This window comes from Streptomyces aureus, assembly GCF_000725495.1.
GTDB classification, from domain to species: Bacteria; Actinomycetota; Actinomycetes; order Streptomycetales; family Streptomycetaceae; genus Streptomyces; species Streptomyces aureus_B.
In genome coordinates this window covers 71428-88824 of the sequence record NZ_JNZD01000008.1, presented here as the reverse complement: position 1 = coordinate 88824, position 17397 = coordinate 71428, and the positions used below count along the sequence as shown (strand labels likewise).

The window sequence follows — 17397 nt, the reverse complement described above, 5'->3', positions numbered from 1 at the left end:
CGGTGCTCATTCCTTCGGGTCGTCCGGGGTGGGGGCTTGGCCGGAGTAGTCGCGGCCGACGGCGTCCGCCGTACGGCGGACCAGCGGGAGCAGGGTGAGGAGTTCCTCGGCGGTGACGACGACGTTGGGCGCGGAGACCGACAGGGCGGCCGCGACCCGTCCGTCGGCGCCGCGGACGGGGGCGGCGACACAGTTGATGGACTCCTCGTGGCCGCCGAGGTCGGTGGCCCAGCCCTGCTCGCGCACGGTCGCCAGCTCCTTCAGGAAGGCGGACGCGTCGGGGGTCGAACGGGCCGTGTACCGGGGGTAGTCGAGCCCCTCGGCGACGGCGCGGCGCTCCGCCTCGGGCAGATCGGCCAGGAGCAGCTTGGCGACGGCGGCGACGGTGATGGCGACGGGCTTCCCGATCCGGGAGTACATGCGCACCGGGTAGCGGCTCTCCACCTTGTCGATGTAGAGCACCTCGCCGTCCTCGTACACCGCGAGGTGGACGGTGTGCCCGCAGCTCTCGTTGAGGCGCACGAGGTGGGGGTGGGCGATCTCGCGGACGTCGAGGTTCTCGACGGCCTCCTGGGCGAGGGCGAAGAGCCGGGCGCCGAGCCGGTAGCGCTGGTCCGACTGGCGGTACACCAGGCCGTGTTCGTTCAGGGTGCGCAGGAGGCGCAGGGCCGTGGACTTGTGGACGCCGAGCCGGTCGGCGACCTGGCCGAGGTCGGCGGGGCCCTCGGCGAGCAGCGGCAGGATGCTCAGGGCTCGGTCGACGGTCTGGCTCATGGCGTACGTACCTCCTCCGCGGCCCGTGCGTCGGCTTCGGTCCAGCCGGGGCCGAGACGAAGTGTCTCCCAGGCGTGGTCGCCGAGAGCGGCGAGCCGGTCGGCGTGCCCCCGGGCGGGCGGGTCGGCGAGGTCGCCCGGGACGGTGAGGGCGGCGGCGGCCGCCAGATGGCCGTGCCGCAGCCGGTCGCGGACGGGCAGGCCCCGCAGGGTGGCGGAGAGGAACCCGGCGGCGAAGGCGTCCCCGGCACCGACGGCCGCGACGACGTCGACACGCGGGGCGGGCACGAAGACGGCGGTGTCCACCACGTTCTCGCCGCGTCCCGGGGTGTCCACTGCGTCCTCGCCGCGCCCGGCGGCGCCCGCCGTGTCGGCGCAGCGTCCGGTGGCGCCCTCGGGCCGCTCGCCGGTTGCGTCGGCCGCGCGGGGGTCCCGGTGCGCCGGAGCGGACGCGTGAAGCGCCGTCGCTCCCCCGCGCGGGCCGGCGGCCGTGGGACTCGCGAACACGACGGCTCCGCGCTCGCCGTCCTTGACTACCAGGACATCCGGTTCGGGCAGGGCCTCGCGGATCGCGCGGGCCCCGTGCAGTCCCCAGGCCTCACGGGCCTCGTCCTCGCCGACGAAGACGATGTCGGCGCCGCGCGCCAGGTCGAGCAGCACCCGGGGTCCCCCGGGGCGGCCGCGCCACAGGGCGGGGCGGTGGTTGACGTCGAAGGAGACGAGCGGCCGGCCGGGCCGGGGCGCGGTCAGTTCTCGCATCAGGGCCAGAGCGCCGTCGGAGAGCGCGGCGGTGATGCCGGACAGATGGAGCACGCGGCCCGAGCGGACGGCGGCCAGGTCCGTGTTCTCCGCGGTCATGGCGGAGGCGGCGGACCCGGCCCGGTAGTAGGCGACCTCGTGGGCGTCGGTGCCCCGGTCGCCCGCGGTGCGGAAGTAGACGCCGGTCGGACGGGTGGGGTCCCGGCGTACGGCGGAGGTGTCGACGCCGTACGCGGCGATCGCCCGTACGAGATGGTCGCCGAACCCGTCGGCGCCGACCCTGCCGACCCAGCGGGCCGAGTGGCCGGCGCGGGCGAGCGCGCAGGCCACGTTCGACTCGGCGCCGCCGATGCCCCGCAGGAACGAGGGGACGTCGGCGAGGCGTCCGGCCAGGGTGGGCAGGAAGGTGACCATGGACTCGCCGAGCGCCACCACGTCACAGGTGCCGGTGCCGGTGCCGGGGGACACGGCGTCCGCGGGTCCGTTGCTGGTCACGTGGTCGGGGCTCCTCGCTCTGGCGGCCGACGGCGGCGAAGGGCACCGTTGACCCTGCGTCGGCTGGGATGTTAGACAGCAGGGAACGACATACGCAACGCGCGTTGCATATGATGCAACGCGTCGACCGGCCGAGGAGGCCCCCATGAGCGCCGAGACCGCCGCCGCACCGCTGGCCGCCCTCGCGGCGGAGCGCGTCGACCACCGGTTCAGGGGCCTGCCCCCGGACGCCGACGGTCTGAGCGTCGGTGAGCTGGCCGCACAGCGCCGCAACCTCTTCACCGGCGGCTTCACCACCCCGGTCCTCGCGCTGTCCGCCGAGCGTCTGACCCACAACCTCGAACTCATGGAGACGTACGCGACCCGGCACGGCCTCGCGTTCGCCCCGCACGGCAAGACGTCCATGGCGCCCCGGCTGTTCTGGCGGCAGATCGAGCACGGCGCCTGGGGCATCACCCTCGCGGTCCCCCACCAGGTGCGGGTGGCACGGCAGTTCGGGATCGACCGGATCTTCCTGGCGAACGAGCTGGTCGACGCGGCCGCCCTCGCCTGGATCGCCGCCGAGCTGGCCGCGGACCCGGACTTCACGTTCGTCTGCTACGTCGACTCGGTGCGCGGGGTCGAGCTGATGGACGCCGCGCTGCGCGGCAGTGCCCGCCCGGTGGACGTCGTCGTCGAACTCGCGGCGGGCGCGGGCGCCCGGACCGGCGTCCGCACGGAGGAGGAGTGCGCGGCGGTCGCCGACGCGGTGGCGGCGACCACGACGCTCCGGCTGACCGGCGTCGCCGGGTACGAGGGCGAGGTGCCGGACGCCGACCCGGAGCGGGTGCACGCCTGGCTGCGGCGGCTGACCGCGCTCGCGGTCTCCTTCGACGCCGCCGGGCGGTTCAAGGACGCCGGCACGATCGTCGTCAGCGCGGGCGGCAGCGCCTGGTTCGACGCGGTGGCCGACGTCTTCGCGGAGATCCCCGGACTGTCGCTGCCCGTCCTGAAGCTGCTGCGCTCGGGCGCCTACGTCTCGCACGACGACGGCCACTACCGCCGGCTGACCCCCTTCGTCCGGGTCCCGGACGAGGGCGCCCTGCACCCGGCGTTCCGCCTCTGGTCGCAGGTCGTCTCACGCCCCTCCCCCGAGCAGGCCTTCACCAACGCGGGCAAGCGGGACGCGGCCCACGACCTCGACCTGCCCTTCGCCCAGGTCGTGCGCCGCGACGGGGCCGAGCGCCCGGCGGACGGCATCGAGGTGAGCAAGCTCTCCGACCAGCACGCCTGGCTGCGCACGGAGCCCGGGACGGATCTGGAGGTCGGCGACTGGGTCGGCATGGGGCTGTCCCATCCGTGCACCTCCTTCGACAAGTGGCAGCTGATCCCGCTGGTCGAGTCCGACGGCACGGTCGTCGACTACATCCGTACGTACTTCTAGGACGGGAATCGCGCCATGGACCTCGCCGACCTGGTCCTCCAGGACGTGGACGTCGCCGACGGCAGCGGCGCCCCCGCCTACCGCGCGGACGTGGCCGTGAAGGGCGGCCGGATCGTCGCGATCGTCAAGGAGGCCGCGGCGGCCGGCTGCCAGCGGCCGCGCGGCACCCGGGAGCTGGACGCCGAGGGCCTGGTCCTCGCCCCCGGCTTCATCGACATGCACGCGCACAGCGACCTCGCGCTGCTGCGGGACCCGGACCACAGCGCGAAGGCCGCCCAGGGCGTGACCCTCGAAGTCGTGGGCCAGGACGGCCTGTCGTACGCGCCGGTCGACGACCGGACGCTCGCCGAGGTCCGCAGCACGATCACCGGCTGGAACGGCCACGGCGACGACGTCGACTTCGACTGGCGTTCCGTGGGTGAGTACCTGGACCGGCTCGACCACGGCTTCGACGGCGAGGGCATCGCGGTCAACGCCGCCTATCTCGTCCCCCAGGGCACCGTCCGCATGCTCGCCGTCGGCTGGGAGGACCGCGCGGCCACGCCCCGGGAGCTGGACCGGATGCGGCGGCTGGTGGCGGACGGACTGCGCGAGGGCGCGGTCGGCATGTCCTCGGGGCTGACGTACACCCCCGGGATGTACGCCCGGGACTCCGAACTCACCGCCCTGTGCCGGGTGGTGGCGGAGCACGGCGGCTACTGGTGCCCGCACCACCGCTCGTACGGCGCGGGCGCGCTGGAGGCGTACGCGGAGATGCTGGCCGTCGCCCGCGAGGCCGGCTGCCCGCTCCATCTCGCCCACGCCACCATGAACTTCTCCGAGAACGAGCGGAAGGCGCCGGAGCTCCTCGCGCTGCTGGACGAGGCGCTCGCCCAGGGCTCCGACGTCACCCTCGACACCTATCCGTACACCCCCGGGTGCACCACGCTGGCGGCGCTGCTGCCGAGCTGGGCGAACGAGGGCGGCCCGGAGGCGGTGCTCGCCCGGCTGCGGGACGAGGCCACGGCCGAACGCGTGCGCCACGGCCTGGAGGTCGTGGGATCGGACGGCTGCCACGGCGTCCCCGTCGACTGGGCGACGATCGAGATCTCGGGCGTGAACGACCCCGGCCTCGGCGCGTACGTCGGCAGGACCGTCCTGGAGTCCGCCGCCCTGCGCGGCGAGGAGCCCTGGACCACGGCCCGGCGGCTGCTCGTCGAGGACCGGCTCGGCCCCACGATCCTGCAGCACGTGGGCCACGAGGAGAACGTCCGGACGATCATGCGGCACCGCGCGCACACCGGGGGCTCCGACGGCATCCTGCACGGCGCGAAGCCGCACCCGCGCGCCTACGGCACCTTCCCGCACTATCTCGGCCGGTACGTGCGGGAGCTCGGCGTCCTGACCCTGGAGGAGTGCGTCGCCCATCTGACCGGCGGGCCCGCCGCACGGCTGCGGCTGCCCGACCGCGGTCTGGTCCGCGAGGGGTACCGCGCCGACCTCGTCCTCTTCGACCCGGCCACGGTCGCGGCGGGCTCCACGTTCGCGGCCCCGCGCACCCTGCCCACCGGCATCCCGCACGTCCTGATCGACGGGCGTTTCGTCGTCGAGGACGGGCGCAGGACGGACGTGCTCGCGGGACGGGCGGTCCGCCGCACGGCGTGACCGCCCGCCCTCCCGCGGTGTTACGGCTTGGGCAGGACGCACCCGCTCAGGCTCAGGTCGAGCTTGTTGCCCGTCGTGAAACAGGCCGGGATCTGATAGGTCTCCTCGGCGTAGTTGATGCCCTGACGGACGGTGACGGTGCCGTTCGCGTCGACCTCGCACGGGTTGTCCACCGTGCACCGCTCGCCGTCCTCGTTACCGGTGTTGTTGACGGCGACGACCTTGCCGGTGGACTGGTCGACGACCGGCGAGCCCGAGGTCCCGCCGATGGTCTGGCAGGCCGAGGTGTAGCGGACGGAGTCCTTCCAGGTCCAGTCCCCCTCCTTGAGGCGGTACACGAAGCCGTCGATGGCGCAGCTGTACAGACGCTTCCAGTAGCCGGAGGCCACGGTGATGGCGGTGCCGGCCACCGGGTGCGTGTCCTGCACCGTCAGCGCGCTGATGCCGTACGAGTTCTTGATGGTCGCGTAGGTGCTGGTGAGCTGGTAGATCGTGATGTCGGTGTCGGTCATGGTCGAGTACGCGACCTTGTTCGCGCGCAGGGTCGCGACCCGGGTTCCCGACGCGTTCAGCAGACCGAAGGAGCGGCTGGACGACTGGCCGACGATGACCTCCCCGGGGTCCGGGAATCCGGTCTCCAGGCAGTGGCCGTTGGAGAGCACGAGCGCCGGGTCGGAGTCCGCCGAGTTGGGGAAGCGGATGACCGAACCGGAGCAGTTGCTGAGGGACACCGTCCCGGCGAGGGTGACGGCCTTCAGGGTGGGCGCGGTGCCGGTGTCCGCCGTAGTGGCCGGGACCGACGCTCGCGCGGGAGCCGGGTGGGAGGACGCGGGTACGGCGTGGGGAGCGGGTGCCGCGACCGCGGGTGCCGCGCCCGCCCCGGCGAGCACCAGGGCGAACAGAGCGGCGACGAGAGGCTTTCTCATGTGGGGGTCCCCTCTTGCGACTTGGGGCCGCCGGAGGTCGTCCGACGGCCTTCCGCTGACCGGAGGTCGTCCGGCCATCTGTTGTCATGCGCATTGTGAGGGGAGTGGGGAAAGTGAACAAGGAGCCGTTTTTGGCCTAGCCGGGCCCCGAACCGGCCGAGCAGGGCCTGCGCACGGAAGGAGCCGGGGTCCCGGACCGGCGGGCGGGGCTCCGCGTGCGGGACGGGCCCGCCACGGACCGGCCGGACCGGGCCGCGCGTGCGGGACTGGCCTGGCCCGGACCGGCGGGACCGTCCCGCGCGCGGAACCAGCACGCTCCGGAACCGGCGCCCGGAAAGCTCCGCGCCCCGGACCCGCCCTACGCCAGGGACGTCTCGTACGCCTCCTCGGCGTAGCGGAAGAGCAGGGTGCCGCTGGTGGCGACCTTCGCGTCCAGTGCCTCGGCGCGGGCCTCGCGGCTGGGGGTGGTGCGGCTGGTGAAGAAGACGGCGGGCCCGGTGTACCGCCCGCTCTGGCGCCAGCGGCCCAGATCGGTGAGCCCCGCCTCCCGGTCCAGTCCACGCTGGACGTCGGAGACCAGCAGGCCGATCCGGGTGGTGTCGAGGATCTGCTCGGCCCGCGCCCGGTTCACGGCCGTCCAGACGCGCGCGCCCCGCTCCTGGAGCCGCTCGGTGAACTGCGTGTTGCGCTCGGGGTGGTCGTCGATCCAGAGCACCTGCATCCCGGGGTACGCGGCGGACACCCCGCTGCCCGGAACCGCTGCCGAGCCCGGTTCCGGCGCCGCCCCGTCCACGGAGTCGGGGGCCAGCTGGGGCGTCCCCCGCTGCAACTGCCCGACCAGGTCGTCCACTTCGGTGAGCGCCATCAGCTCCTCGATGAGCCGCACGAAGTTCGCGTCGAGCGCCAGCTCGGGGAACCCCGTGGGCAGCTGCTCCTCCAGCCGGGCGAGCAGCTGACCCCAGTCGTCGGGCCGGTCCGGCTCCGGGGCGTGGAGGTCGTAGGCGAGCAGACAGCCCACCGCGGCCGGCCAGCTCCCCTCCTCGGGCCGGGCGAACGGCTGGCTCAGCACCCGCCGGGCCGTGCGGTAGCGCAGGAACTCGCGGGCCGCGTGCACGTCGGCGCCGTCGCGGGCGAGCAGCACCCGGTAGAAGTCGGGGTAGAGCTGCTGGAGCAGCAGGACCCGGATGACCGCCTCCGCGCTGAACGACTCCCAGACGGGATTGAGCGCGCACTCCAGGCCGAAGCCGTTGATGAGCCGCTTGATCCGGCGCGGGTTGCGGGCCGAGCGCAGGGCGATCAGCTCGGCGAGGTGGCCGCCGAGCAGGTCCTGGATGCCGGAGCGCTGCGCGCAGCGGTCGACGTACGCGCGTACCTCCGCGGTCGCCGGGACGGGCACCCGGTAGCTCGTCTGGAAGATCTTCTCCATGAACGCCGACCCGGCCGGCGACAGGTCCCGCAGCAGCCCGCTCGGCCCGAGGGCGGAGCGGTCGCAGCCGATGACGAAGGCGAGCCCGGGCACGTCCAGGTACACCTTGACCGCCTCACACACCGCGAGCACGGTCTCCTCGGAGCAGCGGTCGAGGTCGTCGACGAAGACGACGAGCAGCCGCCGGGTGTCGTACGGCGCGGACTCCGCCCACTCCTGGGTCAGCCGCAGCAGCGCGTCGCGCATGGCGTTGCGGGACCGGGCGTCGACGGACAGGGCGTGCCAGAGCCGGTCGACGAGGGCGGCGGCCCCGAACGGCGCGAGCCCGAGCGTCAGCGCGGCCCGGGCCAGCCCGTACAGCGTCCCGTGGTCGGACACGTGACGCACCGCCCGCCGCAGGAACCGCCGGTCGAACCGCATCAGGACGGACTTGATCAGCCCTTCGAGGGCGTCGGCGCCCGTCGAGGTCCAGGCGTTGTACCAGACGGTGTGGACGCCCGGGCGGGTCCGGAGCTCGGCGTCCACGAGCCGCATCAGACTGCTCTTGCCCATGCCCCAGCCGGCGTCCACCGCGAGGGTGAGCGGGGTCGCCCCCCGTGAGGCGTGGAGCAGTCCGGCGAGTTCGCGGGCGGCCCGCCCCGTGCCCAGCAGGTCGTCCCCCGGCCCGGCCACCGGCTCGTCGTTCAGCAGCGAGAATTCCATGCCCTGCCTCCCCCTTGCGGCGGAGCCAACCTACTGGGACGGGTCGGGAGCGGGGGCCCTATTCGGACCAGCTGCCGTGCCCGTGCCCGTGGCCGTGGCGGCCGGGGGCCGTCGTGGTCGGGGCGGGCGGGGTGGCCGACGGGGTCGTCGTGGCGGAGGGCGTGGGCGCGGGGGCCGTGGAAGCCCTCGCGGACGCGGAGGCGCTCGCGGCGGCGCTCGCGCCCGTGGAGGCGGTGGCCGCGCCGGTGGCGGCGGGCGCCGACGTGGTGGCCGACGGGGCCCGCAGGGGCTCGGCGGAGGAGGTGGCGCTGGAGCCGTCGTCCGGCTCGGCCGGCCCGGTGGGCAGCCGCACCGGCTGACGCGTGCCCGCGGGCGTGCTCGCCGGTCCGCCGGGGTCGGAGTCGAACACCCCGGAGAAGGCGACACCGAGGGCGACGACGCCGGCCACTCCTCCGGCGACGGCCAGCCGTCGGGCCGTCCGGCCGCCGCGGCCGCGCTCGCGCTCCTGCCGCCGCCGCTCGCCCCGCCCCGGGCCGCCGGGCACGACGGGCAGGACGGAGGTGTCCGCGCCGTCCGTGTACGCCTTCCTCCAGCCGTGCGCCTCGGCGGGGTCGGCGTACGTCTCGTAGGCCAGCGGCGTCTCCCCGTCGCTCTGGGGGAGGTACACCGTCGGCCGGGCTTCGGGGTCTCCGGACTGCCAGGACATGATCGCGCATTGTAGGGACCACCAGGGGGTTCGGCGCAGCCCGCGGACAAAGTCGCCGGAACCGACACGTCTCACGTGGTGAAAAACACGCCCCGGTGTCCGGCGGGCGGCCGTAAGCTCACGGACATGCAGGTGATCCAGTCCACGAAGCTCGCCAACGTCTGCTACGAGATCCGGGGCCCGGTTCTCGAGGAGGCGATGCGCCTCGAAGCAGCAGGTCACCGCATCCTCAAGCTCAACACGGGCAACCCGGCGGCCTTCGGCTTCGAGTGTCCGCCCGAGATCCTCGAGGACATCCTCCGCAACGTCTCCTCGGCGCACGGTTACGGCGACGCCAAGGGCCTGCTCGCCGCCCGCCGCGCGGTCGTGATGCACAACCAGACCCTCGGCATCGAGACGGACGTCGACCACGTCTTCATCGGCAACGGCGTCTCCGAGCTCATCGTGATGGCGATGCAGGCACTGCTGGACGACGGCGACGAGGTGCTCGTACCGGCCCCGGACTATCCCCTGTGGACCGCGGCGGTCTCCCTGTCCGGCGGCACGGCCGTCCACTACCGCTGCGACGAGCAGTCCGACTGGATGCCCGACCTGGCGGACGTGGAGCGGAAGATCACCGACCGCACCAAGGCGATCGTCATCATCAACCCGAACAACCCGACCGGCGCGGTCTACGACGACGCGATGCTGCGAGGGCTGACGGACATCGCCCGGCGGCACAACCTGCTGGTCTGCTCCGACGAGATCTACGACAAGATCCTCTACGACGGCGCCACCCACACCGCGACCGCCAAGATCGCTCCGGATCTGCTCACCCTCACCTTCAACGGCATGTCGAAGGCGTACCGGGTGGCGGGCTATCGCGTCGGCTGGATGTCGGTGTCGGGACCGCGCACGCACGCCTCCTCGTACATCGAGGGGCTGACGATCCTCGCGAACATGCGGCTGTGCGCCAACATGCCGGGGCAGCACGGGGTGGTCGCGGCGCTCAGCGGGCGCCAGACGATCAACGATCTGGTGCTGCCGGGCGGGCGCCTGAAGGAGCAGCGGGACGTCGCCCACGAACTACTCACCCAGATCCCCGGCGTGACCTGCGTGAAGCCGAAGGGCGCGCTGTACCTCTTCCCGCGTCTGGACCCGAAGGTCTTCAAGGTCAAGGACGACCGGCAGATGGTGCTCGACCTGCTGCGGGCCGAGAAGATCATGGTCGTCCAGGGGACGGGCTTCAACTGGCCCGAGCCGGACCACTTCCGGGTGGTCACCCTGCCGACGGTGGCGGATCTGACGGACGCGGTGACCCGGATCGGCACGTTCCTGGACGGCTACGGCCAGCCGTGACGCCCGGCGGGGACGCGCCGGGCGGCGCCCCGCGGGGACGCACACCCCGTGACACCCCGCCGAGGGAACGGACCTCGCGCTCACCCTGTGTACGCGCCGCGTCCCATTTTGCGAACCTGCTCAACTTTAGACGAATTCCAAGCTAGGATGGCTTCCTGTCAGGCACAGGAGGCCATCCCATGTACGAACCGATCCGCTCGAAGTCGGTCCACACGATGGCCGGCACCCCCTCCTCCGACTTCCCCCACCGGTCGCGCGAGGAGGAGCTGGACATCCAGCTCGCCGGTCACCTCGCGGCACTGCTCGCCGTCACGGACGAGATCCGCGCCCTCGCCCCGTCCGCCGACCTGGACGCCGGCGCCGAGCGGCTCACCGAGCAGGTGACCCGGCTGCGCGGAGGCGCCCCGCTGCGCACCCCGGCGGCCCCCACCGCCGAGGAGTCCCACCTCGCGACCCTGCACCGACGCGCGCACGCGCTGGCCGGCCGCGCCCTCGTCGTCGCCGCCTCCCGCGCGGACACGGCCGCGGCGATCCTCTCCGCCGAGCGCATGGACGCCCACGCGCTCGCCGTCGGACCCCGCGAGCTCGCCTCCCGCTGAGCCCCGGTCCGGCCCCCTGAACGGCCCCGGTCCGCGCGCCTTCGAAGCGCGCGCGGACCGGGCGCCACACCCACCGCCGCCACCCCGCCGTGGCCGCTCCGCCCCGCGTAACGGCACCACCCCCTCCGGTTGCGTACCGGGACCCGGTGGTCACCTCGTGTTCACCGCCGCAGACGGGGAACGTTGGATTCCGAGGTGCACGCTCCAGGCGTGAGACGCATAGCGGGAATCGTCCTGGCGGTCCTGTTGATCGGCGGAGTGGCAGCAGCCGTCGTCGCGGGCCGCACTGGTCAGGACAAGGGCACGGCAACGAAGACCGTGCGTGGTGTGATCGGTTCGGAGAAGGCGGAGTTCTTCTCGGATCCGGCCGTGGTGAAGGCCCTCGCCGCCAAGGGCTACACCGTGAAGACGGAGACCTCCGGGTCCTGGGCCATGGACGGCCTCGACCTCAAGGGGTACGACTTCGCCTTCCCCTCCAGTCAGGCCCCGGCCGACGAACTCGCGGACAAGTACCACGTCCGCCGGCCGCTGCCCCGGCCCTTCTACTCGCCGCTGGTCGTGGTGGCCCACCGCAGCGCGGCCCAGGTCCTCGCGGCCAACGAGCTGGCCACCCTGGACAAGAACACCGGCACCCTGAAGATGGCCGCCTACCTCGGCGCGGCCGGGCACGGGCAGACCTGGCAGCGGCTCAAGGGCGCCGGGGCCCACGGCGAGCTGACCGGCACGCTGTACATCGCGACCACCGACCCGGAGACCTCCAACTCCGGCGCCCTCTACCTCGCCGCCGCGTCCTACGTGGCCGACGGCGGGCGGGTGGCCACGGACGACGCCGCCGTCGGCCGCACCGCGTCCCTGATGCACCGGCTCATCAGCGTCCAGGGCGCCCAGCAGCCCAGCACGGACGCCGCGTTCGGCGACTTCGTCAGCGGCGCGGGCAACCCGCTCGTCCTGGTCTACGAGTCACAGGTCGCCGCACTGCTCGCCCAGGGCAAGGACACCGGGGACCTCACGGTCCTCTACCCGGACACCACCGCCAACAGCGACCACACCGTCGTACCGCTCACGCCCGAGGGCCGCGCGCTGGGTGAACTCCTCAGCACCGACCCGGCGCTGCGGAAGCTGGCCGTGCGGCACGGGTTCCGTCCCCGGGGAGCCACCGGCGAGTTCACCGCGGCCGCCGCCGGCCGCTCCACCTACCTCAACCAGAAGCTGACCGGCGTCCGGCAGGCGCCCGTGCCCGCCTACAAGGTGCTGCACGAGATGGCGCGCCGGGCCGGGAACCAGGGGGAAGAGCACTAGATGAGCACCGAAGACACGTTCACCCTCACTCCGCCCGAGGCCGTGGCGCCCGTGCCCCGCGAGAAGGCCGGCGGGCTCGTCCCCGTCGGCCCGGGGGTGCAGGACGAGATGGCGCGCCGGGCCGCGGAGTACGTCGAGGGACTCGCCGTCCTGGACGCCCGCTCCCCGGAGTTCGCCGGCAAGGTCGGGGAGATCGCCGGCCTCGGGGCGAGCGAGATGCGCGGGGCCGCCGCCCAGTCCAACCGGATGCTGGAACGGACGATCCGCAGCCTGCCCGACAAGGGCGGGGACGCGCAGTCGCACGTCGCCGGCTCGCTCGTCGAACTCCGGCGCGTGGTCGAGGATCTGGACCCGCGCGAGCTGTCCGCGAGCAGGGGAAGGAAGTTCCTGTCCCGGCTGCCGGGCGGCAACAAGCTGCGCGACCACGTCGCCAAGTACGCCTCCGCACAGGGCACGTTGAACAGGATCGTCGGCTCGCTGCGCGGCGGCCAGGACGAACTGCGGCGCGACAACGCGGCCCTGGGGACCGAGCGCGTCCGGCTCTGGGAGACGATGGGCAAGCTCCAGGAGTACGTGGTGCTCACCCAGGCCCTGGACTCCGCGGTCGAGGCCCACATCGCGGGCGTCGACGCCGCCGACCCCGCGGGGGCCGACACGCTCCGCTCGGACGTGCTCTTCCCGGTCCGGCAGAAGCACCAGGACCTGCTCACCCAGCTCGCGGTGTGCGCCCAGGGCTATCTGGCGATGGACGTGGTCCGGCGCAACAACGACGAACTCATCAAGGGCGTCGACCGCGCGGCCACCACCACGGTCTCCGCGCTGCGCATCTCGGTCATGCTCGCCTCCGCGCTCGACAACCAGCGCAAGGTCGTCGAACAGGTCAACGCCCTGCGCGGCACGACGGAGGACCTCATCCGCGGCAACGCCGAGATGCTCTCCACCCAGAGCGGGGAGATCCAGCGCATCGCCGCCGACCCGGCCGTCGGCGCCGAGACCCTGCGCACCGCCTTCCAGGAGATCTACCGCACCCTGGACGCCATCGACACCTACAAGGTCAGGGCCACCGAGACGATGGCCGCGACCGTGGAGTCCCTGACCGCCGAGCTCCAGACCGCCGGAGCCCGTCTGGAGCGCAGCCGCACCCAGGGCGCGCTGGAGGGCGGACACGGATGAGAGCCCTTCGACGCGCGGCGGCGGCCGCCGCGGCCCTGCTCGCCGTCACGGCGTGCACGGCCCACGAGGACGCGAAGTCCGGGGACGACGGCGCCCCGCGGCCCGGCACCCTGCGCATCCTCGCCTCCAGCGAACTGAGCGACATGAAGCCCGTGCTCGACCGGATCCGGAAGGACACCGGCATCACGGTCAGGCCCACCTACATGGGCACCCTCGCCGCCGTGGACCTGCTCGCGCGGGGCGCGGCGGACGGCCGGTACGACGCCCTGTGGCTCTCCTCCGACGCCTATCTGCGGCTGCGCCCCGAGGCCGCGAGGAAGGTCGTCTCCGAGACGCCCGTCATGTCGAGCCCGGTGGCCATCGGCGTCAGGCCCGCCACCGTACGGGCGCTGGGCTGGTCACCGGACGCCGTCACCTGGAAGCAGGTGGAGCAGGCCGTCGCGGACGGGAAGCTCACCTACGGCATGACCGACCCGGCCCGCTCCAACTCCGGCTTCTCCACGCTGATCTCGGTTGCCTCGGCGCTGTCGGGCGCCCAGTCGGCGCTCACGGACGCAGACGTGGACACGGCGACACCCCGGCTGCGGGAGTTCTTCAAGGGGCAGAAGCTGACCTCGGGTTCGTCGGGCTGGCTGGCCACCGCCTACGAGCGCCGCGGCACCGTCGACGCCCTGCTGAACTACGAGTCCGTCCTCGAGGGCGTGAAGGGACTGACGGTCATCCGCCCGCGCGACGGCGTCGTGACGGCCGACTATCCGCTCTCCTCCCTGGCCGCGTCCTCCAAGGAAACCCGCGACGACGTCCGCCGTCTCGCCGAGGCGCTGCGCACGCCCGCCACCCAGAAGGCGATCACCGAGAGCACGTACCGCCGTCCGGTCGTCGCCTCCGTCGCCCCCGCGGCCGGGCTCGGCGTCGGACGCCGGCGCGAACTCCCCTTCCCGGGCACCCGGTCCGTCGCCGACCGTCTCCTCGACTCCTACGAGAACAAGCTGCGCCGGCCCTCCCGGACCGTGTACGTCCTCGACACCTCGGGCTCGATGGACGGCGACCGGCTCGCCCGGCTGAAGAAGTCCCTCGGCGATCTGACCGGCGACTTCCGCGACCGGGAGGAGGTGACGCTCATGCCCTTCGGCTCCCGGGTCAAGAGCGTGCGCACGCACGTGGTCCGCCCCGAGGACCCGAAGGCCGGAATCGACGCCATCCGCGCGGACACCCGCGCGCTGAGCGCCGACGGCGACACCGCGATCTACACCTCGCTGGAGAAGGCGTACGAGCATCTGGGCGCCGACGACGACACGTTCACCTCGATCGTGCTGATGACGGACGGCGAGAACACCCGGGGCGCGGGCCCGTCCGACTTCGACGGCTTCTACGGCCGGCTGCCCGGCCCGCAGCGGCAGATCCCGGTCTTCCCCATCCTGTTCGGCGACTCCGACCGGGGCGAGCTCCAGCACATCGCCGACCTGACCGGCGGCCGTCTCTTCGACGCCCAAAAGGGCTCGCTCGACGGCGCCTTCGAGGAGATCCGTGGCTACCAGTAAGTTCCTCGGCTACCTGGAGTCGCGCAAGAACCTCACCGGCAGCGCCTGCGGGATCGCCGGACTCGCGCTGACCTTCTCGGGCGTCGCGGGCCCGTACTGGCCGGTCGTCGTCGCGGGTCTGTACGGCGCGGGCGCGCTGATCGCCCCGCCGGAGCGTCCGGCCCCGCCCGACTTCCCGGACCCCTCGGCCCAACTGGCCGAACTGCGCGTCGACTTCGCCAAGCTCCGGGAGTACCTGGACGGTGTCGAGCTGCCCCCGGCGGCGACCGGCCGGCTCACGGAGCTGACGGCGGTCCTCACCGCCCTGCTCGATCCCGGCTGGGCCGCCGAGATCCTCGCCCAGGACCCCGAGGGGGTCCACGCCCTCTCCCGTGCCGTACGCCAGGACATCCCGGAGGCGGTCGACACCTTCGTCCGCAGCCGGTGGTGGACCCGGCTGGCCCCCGGCACCGAGCCGCCCGAACGCCATCTGGAACGCCAGCTCACCGTGCTCCAGGAGGAGTCGGACCGGCTCGCGGCGGCCCTCAGGGAGACGGAGGCACGGCGCCAGGAGTCCCACACCCGCTATCTGGAGGACCGCGGCCGCTCGCAGTGACAGCGGCCGGCGACGGCTCAGGCGTTGGCCACGATCACCACCAGGACCATGACCACCAGGATCAGCAGCGCCACCTTCAGTCCCGTGGGCCACGGCTGGCCGGGCACCGGAACGGGCGGCGCCGGCCGGGGCCCCGGGATCCCGGGGCCCGGGGCCGCCACGGGGACGTTGAACACGTCGTGCCCGGTGAGCGAGGCCCGGGTGCACCAGGGGCAGGCGCTGAGATGGGAGCCGAACGCGTGCAGCGGGCGGGCCGGGCAGACCCGTACCAGCCCGCGCTCCTTGTCCAGGGCGCGCAGCCACGCCTCCGCGGGCGGCCGCGTGGCGGGGTCGTGGACCCCGGGGCCGAACGCGGTGCGGGCGAGCGTGAGGAGTTCGGGCGGAAGCACGGAGGGATCGATGGTGCCGCGCGGCATGACGACCCGCTCGGGGCGCACGACGTAGGAGATGCTGGCGGCGATGTTGTCCTTGACGGTCGACTCGGAGGCACTGTCGTGCGGGACGCCGCCGAAGGGGTGGTTCCCGGCGGTCAGCAGCTGGTAGACGAGGACCGCGAGGGCGAACTCGTCGGTGGCGCGGGTGGCGGGTCCGCCGGCCTGGCGCTCGGGCGAGGAGTAGTCGGTGGTGTGCATCAGACAGGGGAACAGCTCCCCGGTCACCGGGTCGTTGAAGGCGATGGAGTCGCAGTCGAGGAAGGTGACGAAGCCGTTGGCGTCGACCACGACGTTGCTGCTGGAGAAGTCGCCGATGACGAGGTTGTCGTAGTGCATGCGGGCCGTCATGAAGGCGAGGTTCCAGGCGACGCCGAGCAGGAAGCGCCAGTCGGCCCGGTCGCCGAACAGCTTGAGGCGCTGGGCCCGGGTGAACAGGCCGATGAGCTGCACGTGCTGGGGCTCGCCGAAGCGCCGCATGGCGTAGCCGAGGAACTCGCCCTCGGCCCCGCGGGCCAGCGCGGTCGGCCAGGCCAGTTCCGGGGGCTGGGAGGCGTCGGTGGGGCGGGTCACGAGCGGGGACATGGTCAGCATCCGCTTCAGCCGCTGTTCCTGCTCGGGCCCCGGCGGTTCCCGGTACAGCTTGACGACGATGCCGTCGTCGCCGACGACGGGGAAGACGGCCGCCTGGCCGCCGCCCTTGAGGGGCAGCTCGGCGAGGGTGACCTGCTTGCCGTCCAGGAAGACGGTGAGGCCGCTCACGGCCGCGCCTTGAGCACGGCCCGCAGCAGCGTCTTGTCGTCGGCGTTCAGGGCGGTCAGCCGGTCCGAGCGCAGCAGGGTCCCGAGGCCCTCGTGGGCGCTCGCGGTCACCGGACCGGGGACGTCCAGGGAGCGGAACACCGCTTCGGCGAAGGAGGCGTTCGGGGACAGCGCGCCGCTCGCGGACCGGTTCAGCGCGGCCTGCGCCAGTCCGTCGGTGGACAGCAGCACCCCGTCGACCCCCTGGTCGGACACGCAGTCGGTGTGCACCCAGCGGGTCGCGTCCGGCGAGGTGAGGAACACCGTCTCGTTGCTGTACTCGCTGGCCGCGGCCGGCTGCGGCAGCAGATGGAACTGCCGCTCGCCGTCCTCCGTACCGGCCCGCAGGACGACGAAGCCGTCGCCCACGGACAGATGGCCGAGCCAGCCCCGGGCGAGCACGACCACGGTCAGCGTGGTCGCGAAGTCGGCCGCCTCGGGGCCGGTGCGGTCCAGGAACGCCGTGCGGACGTCGTGGAAGGCGTCCCGCAGCAGGTCACGCACGGACGTTCCGGGACGGCGGTCCGCCGCGACCGAGGCGCGGCGCGCGAAGTGCTCGGTGGCCAGGTCCACCGCGAGCCGGGCGCCCTCCTCGGACCGGGGCCTGCTGCCCGCCCCGTCCGCGACGGCGAGGACGGCCACGGACTCCGTCACCGTGTGGGCGCAGGCGTCCTGGCAGGGCTGCCCCTGGCGGCGGTGCCGGTATCCCTCGACGCTCAGGCCGTGGATCCGCCACGGAGTCCGGCGCTCGTCGACTGCGGTCATCA

At 73.4% G+C, this 17397-nt stretch carries 15 protein-coding genes; 8 read left to right on the top strand and 7 right to left on the bottom strand.

Annotated features, from left to right (window positions below):
* Positions 1–6: 6 nt before the first annotated feature.
* Together IO36_RS16115 and IO36_RS16110 are read right to left on the bottom strand one after the other, a co-directional pair.
* Positions 7–774 carry an IclR family transcriptional regulator gene (locus IO36_RS16115; RefSeq protein WP_037620615.1) on the bottom strand — a complete coding sequence of 256 codons (768 nt, stop codon included), beginning with the start codon at positions 772–774 and terminating at the stop codon, positions 7–9.
* Positions 771–2027 (bottom strand): sugar kinase, encoded by a 1257-nt coding sequence (locus IO36_RS16110; RefSeq protein WP_051900561.1) that lies wholly within the window; start codon positions 2025–2027, stop codon positions 771–773. The genes IO36_RS16115 and IO36_RS16110 overlap by 4 nt, the downstream gene beginning before the upstream one ends.
* A 145-nt stretch (positions 2028–2172) precedes the next feature.
* Here IO36_RS16110 and IO36_RS16105 point away from each other — a divergent pair, with 145 nt between their 5' ends.
* Both IO36_RS16105 and IO36_RS16100 read left to right on the top strand, forming a co-directional pair.
* Entirely contained in the window at positions 2173–3450 is a 1278-nt protein-coding gene (locus tag IO36_RS16105; protein ID WP_037620614.1) for an amino acid deaminase, read from the top strand.
* A 15-nt stretch (positions 3451–3465) separates the two neighbouring features.
* Positions 3466–5094, top strand: coding sequence for an N-acyl-D-amino-acid deacylase family protein (locus IO36_RS16100; RefSeq protein WP_037620613.1), 1629 nt, complete (start codon positions 3466–3468; stop codon positions 5092–5094).
* A 20-nt stretch (positions 5095–5114) separates the two neighbouring features.
* Here IO36_RS16100 and IO36_RS16095 read toward each other — a convergent pair whose 3' ends face one another.
* From IO36_RS16095 to IO36_RS46865, 3 genes are all read right to left on the bottom strand, one after another.
* Positions 5115–6020, bottom strand: a complete 906-nt coding sequence (locus IO36_RS16095) for a S1 family peptidase (protein ID WP_037620612.1) — start codon at positions 6018–6020, stop codon at positions 5115–5117.
* Positions 6021–6378: 358 nt separating this feature from the next.
* Positions 6379–8148 (bottom strand): KAP family P-loop NTPase fold protein, encoded by a 1770-nt coding sequence (locus tag IO36_RS16085; RefSeq protein WP_051900560.1) that lies wholly within the window; start codon positions 8146–8148, stop codon positions 6379–6381.
* Positions 8149–8206: 58 nt separating this feature from the next.
* Positions 8207–8854: a hypothetical protein gene (locus IO36_RS46865; RefSeq protein WP_037620610.1), complete on the bottom strand. Its 648-nt coding sequence runs from the start codon at positions 8852–8854 to the stop codon at positions 8207–8209.
* Positions 8855–8980: 126 nt separating this feature from the next.
* Between IO36_RS46865 and IO36_RS16075 the strand changes: the two genes are divergently transcribed.
* From IO36_RS16075 to IO36_RS16050, 6 genes are all read left to right on the top strand, one after another.
* On the top strand, positions 8981–10192 hold the full coding sequence (locus tag IO36_RS16075) for a pyridoxal phosphate-dependent aminotransferase (RefSeq protein ID WP_037620609.1): 1212 nt from the start codon (positions 8981–8983) through the stop codon (positions 10190–10192).
* Between the two features lie 179 nt (positions 10193–10371).
* Complete coding sequence (locus IO36_RS16070; protein ID WP_037620608.1) at positions 10372–10791, top strand: SCO4983 family protein; 420 nt, start codon at positions 10372–10374, stop codon at positions 10789–10791.
* 210 nt (positions 10792–11001) lie between these two features.
* On the top strand, positions 11002–12090 hold the full coding sequence (locus tag IO36_RS16065; RefSeq protein WP_037620607.1) for a substrate-binding domain-containing protein: 1089 nt from the start codon (positions 11002–11004) through the stop codon (positions 12088–12090).
* Positions 12091–13263, top strand: a complete 1173-nt coding sequence (locus IO36_RS16060; protein ID WP_037620606.1) for a toxic anion resistance protein — start codon at positions 12091–12093, stop codon at positions 13261–13263.
* Positions 13260–14804: a substrate-binding and vWA domain-containing protein gene (locus IO36_RS16055; protein ID WP_037620605.1), complete on the top strand. Its 1545-nt coding sequence runs from the start codon at positions 13260–13262 to the stop codon at positions 14802–14804. The genes IO36_RS16060 and IO36_RS16055 overlap by 4 nt, the downstream gene beginning before the upstream one ends.
* A complete protein-coding gene (locus IO36_RS16050) occupies positions 14791–15399 on the top strand; it encodes a hypothetical protein (RefSeq protein ID WP_037620604.1) in 609 nt (202 codons plus the stop codon). The genes IO36_RS16055 and IO36_RS16050 overlap by 14 nt, the downstream gene beginning before the upstream one ends.
* A 17-nt stretch (positions 15400–15416) precedes the next feature.
* Here IO36_RS16050 and IO36_RS16045 read toward each other — a convergent pair whose 3' ends face one another.
* Together IO36_RS16045 and IO36_RS16040 are read right to left on the bottom strand one after the other, a co-directional pair.
* Positions 15417–16592 carry a hypothetical protein gene (locus tag IO36_RS16045; RefSeq protein WP_037620603.1) on the bottom strand — a complete coding sequence of 392 codons (1176 nt, stop codon included), beginning with the start codon at positions 16590–16592 and terminating at the stop codon, positions 15417–15419.
* A complete protein-coding gene (locus tag IO36_RS16040) occupies positions 16589–17395 on the bottom strand; it encodes a PP2C family serine/threonine-protein phosphatase (RefSeq protein ID WP_037620602.1) in 807 nt (268 codons plus the stop codon). Before IO36_RS16040 ends, IO36_RS16045 begins: the two co-directional genes overlap by 4 nt.
* Positions 17396–17397: the final 2 nt, after the last annotated feature.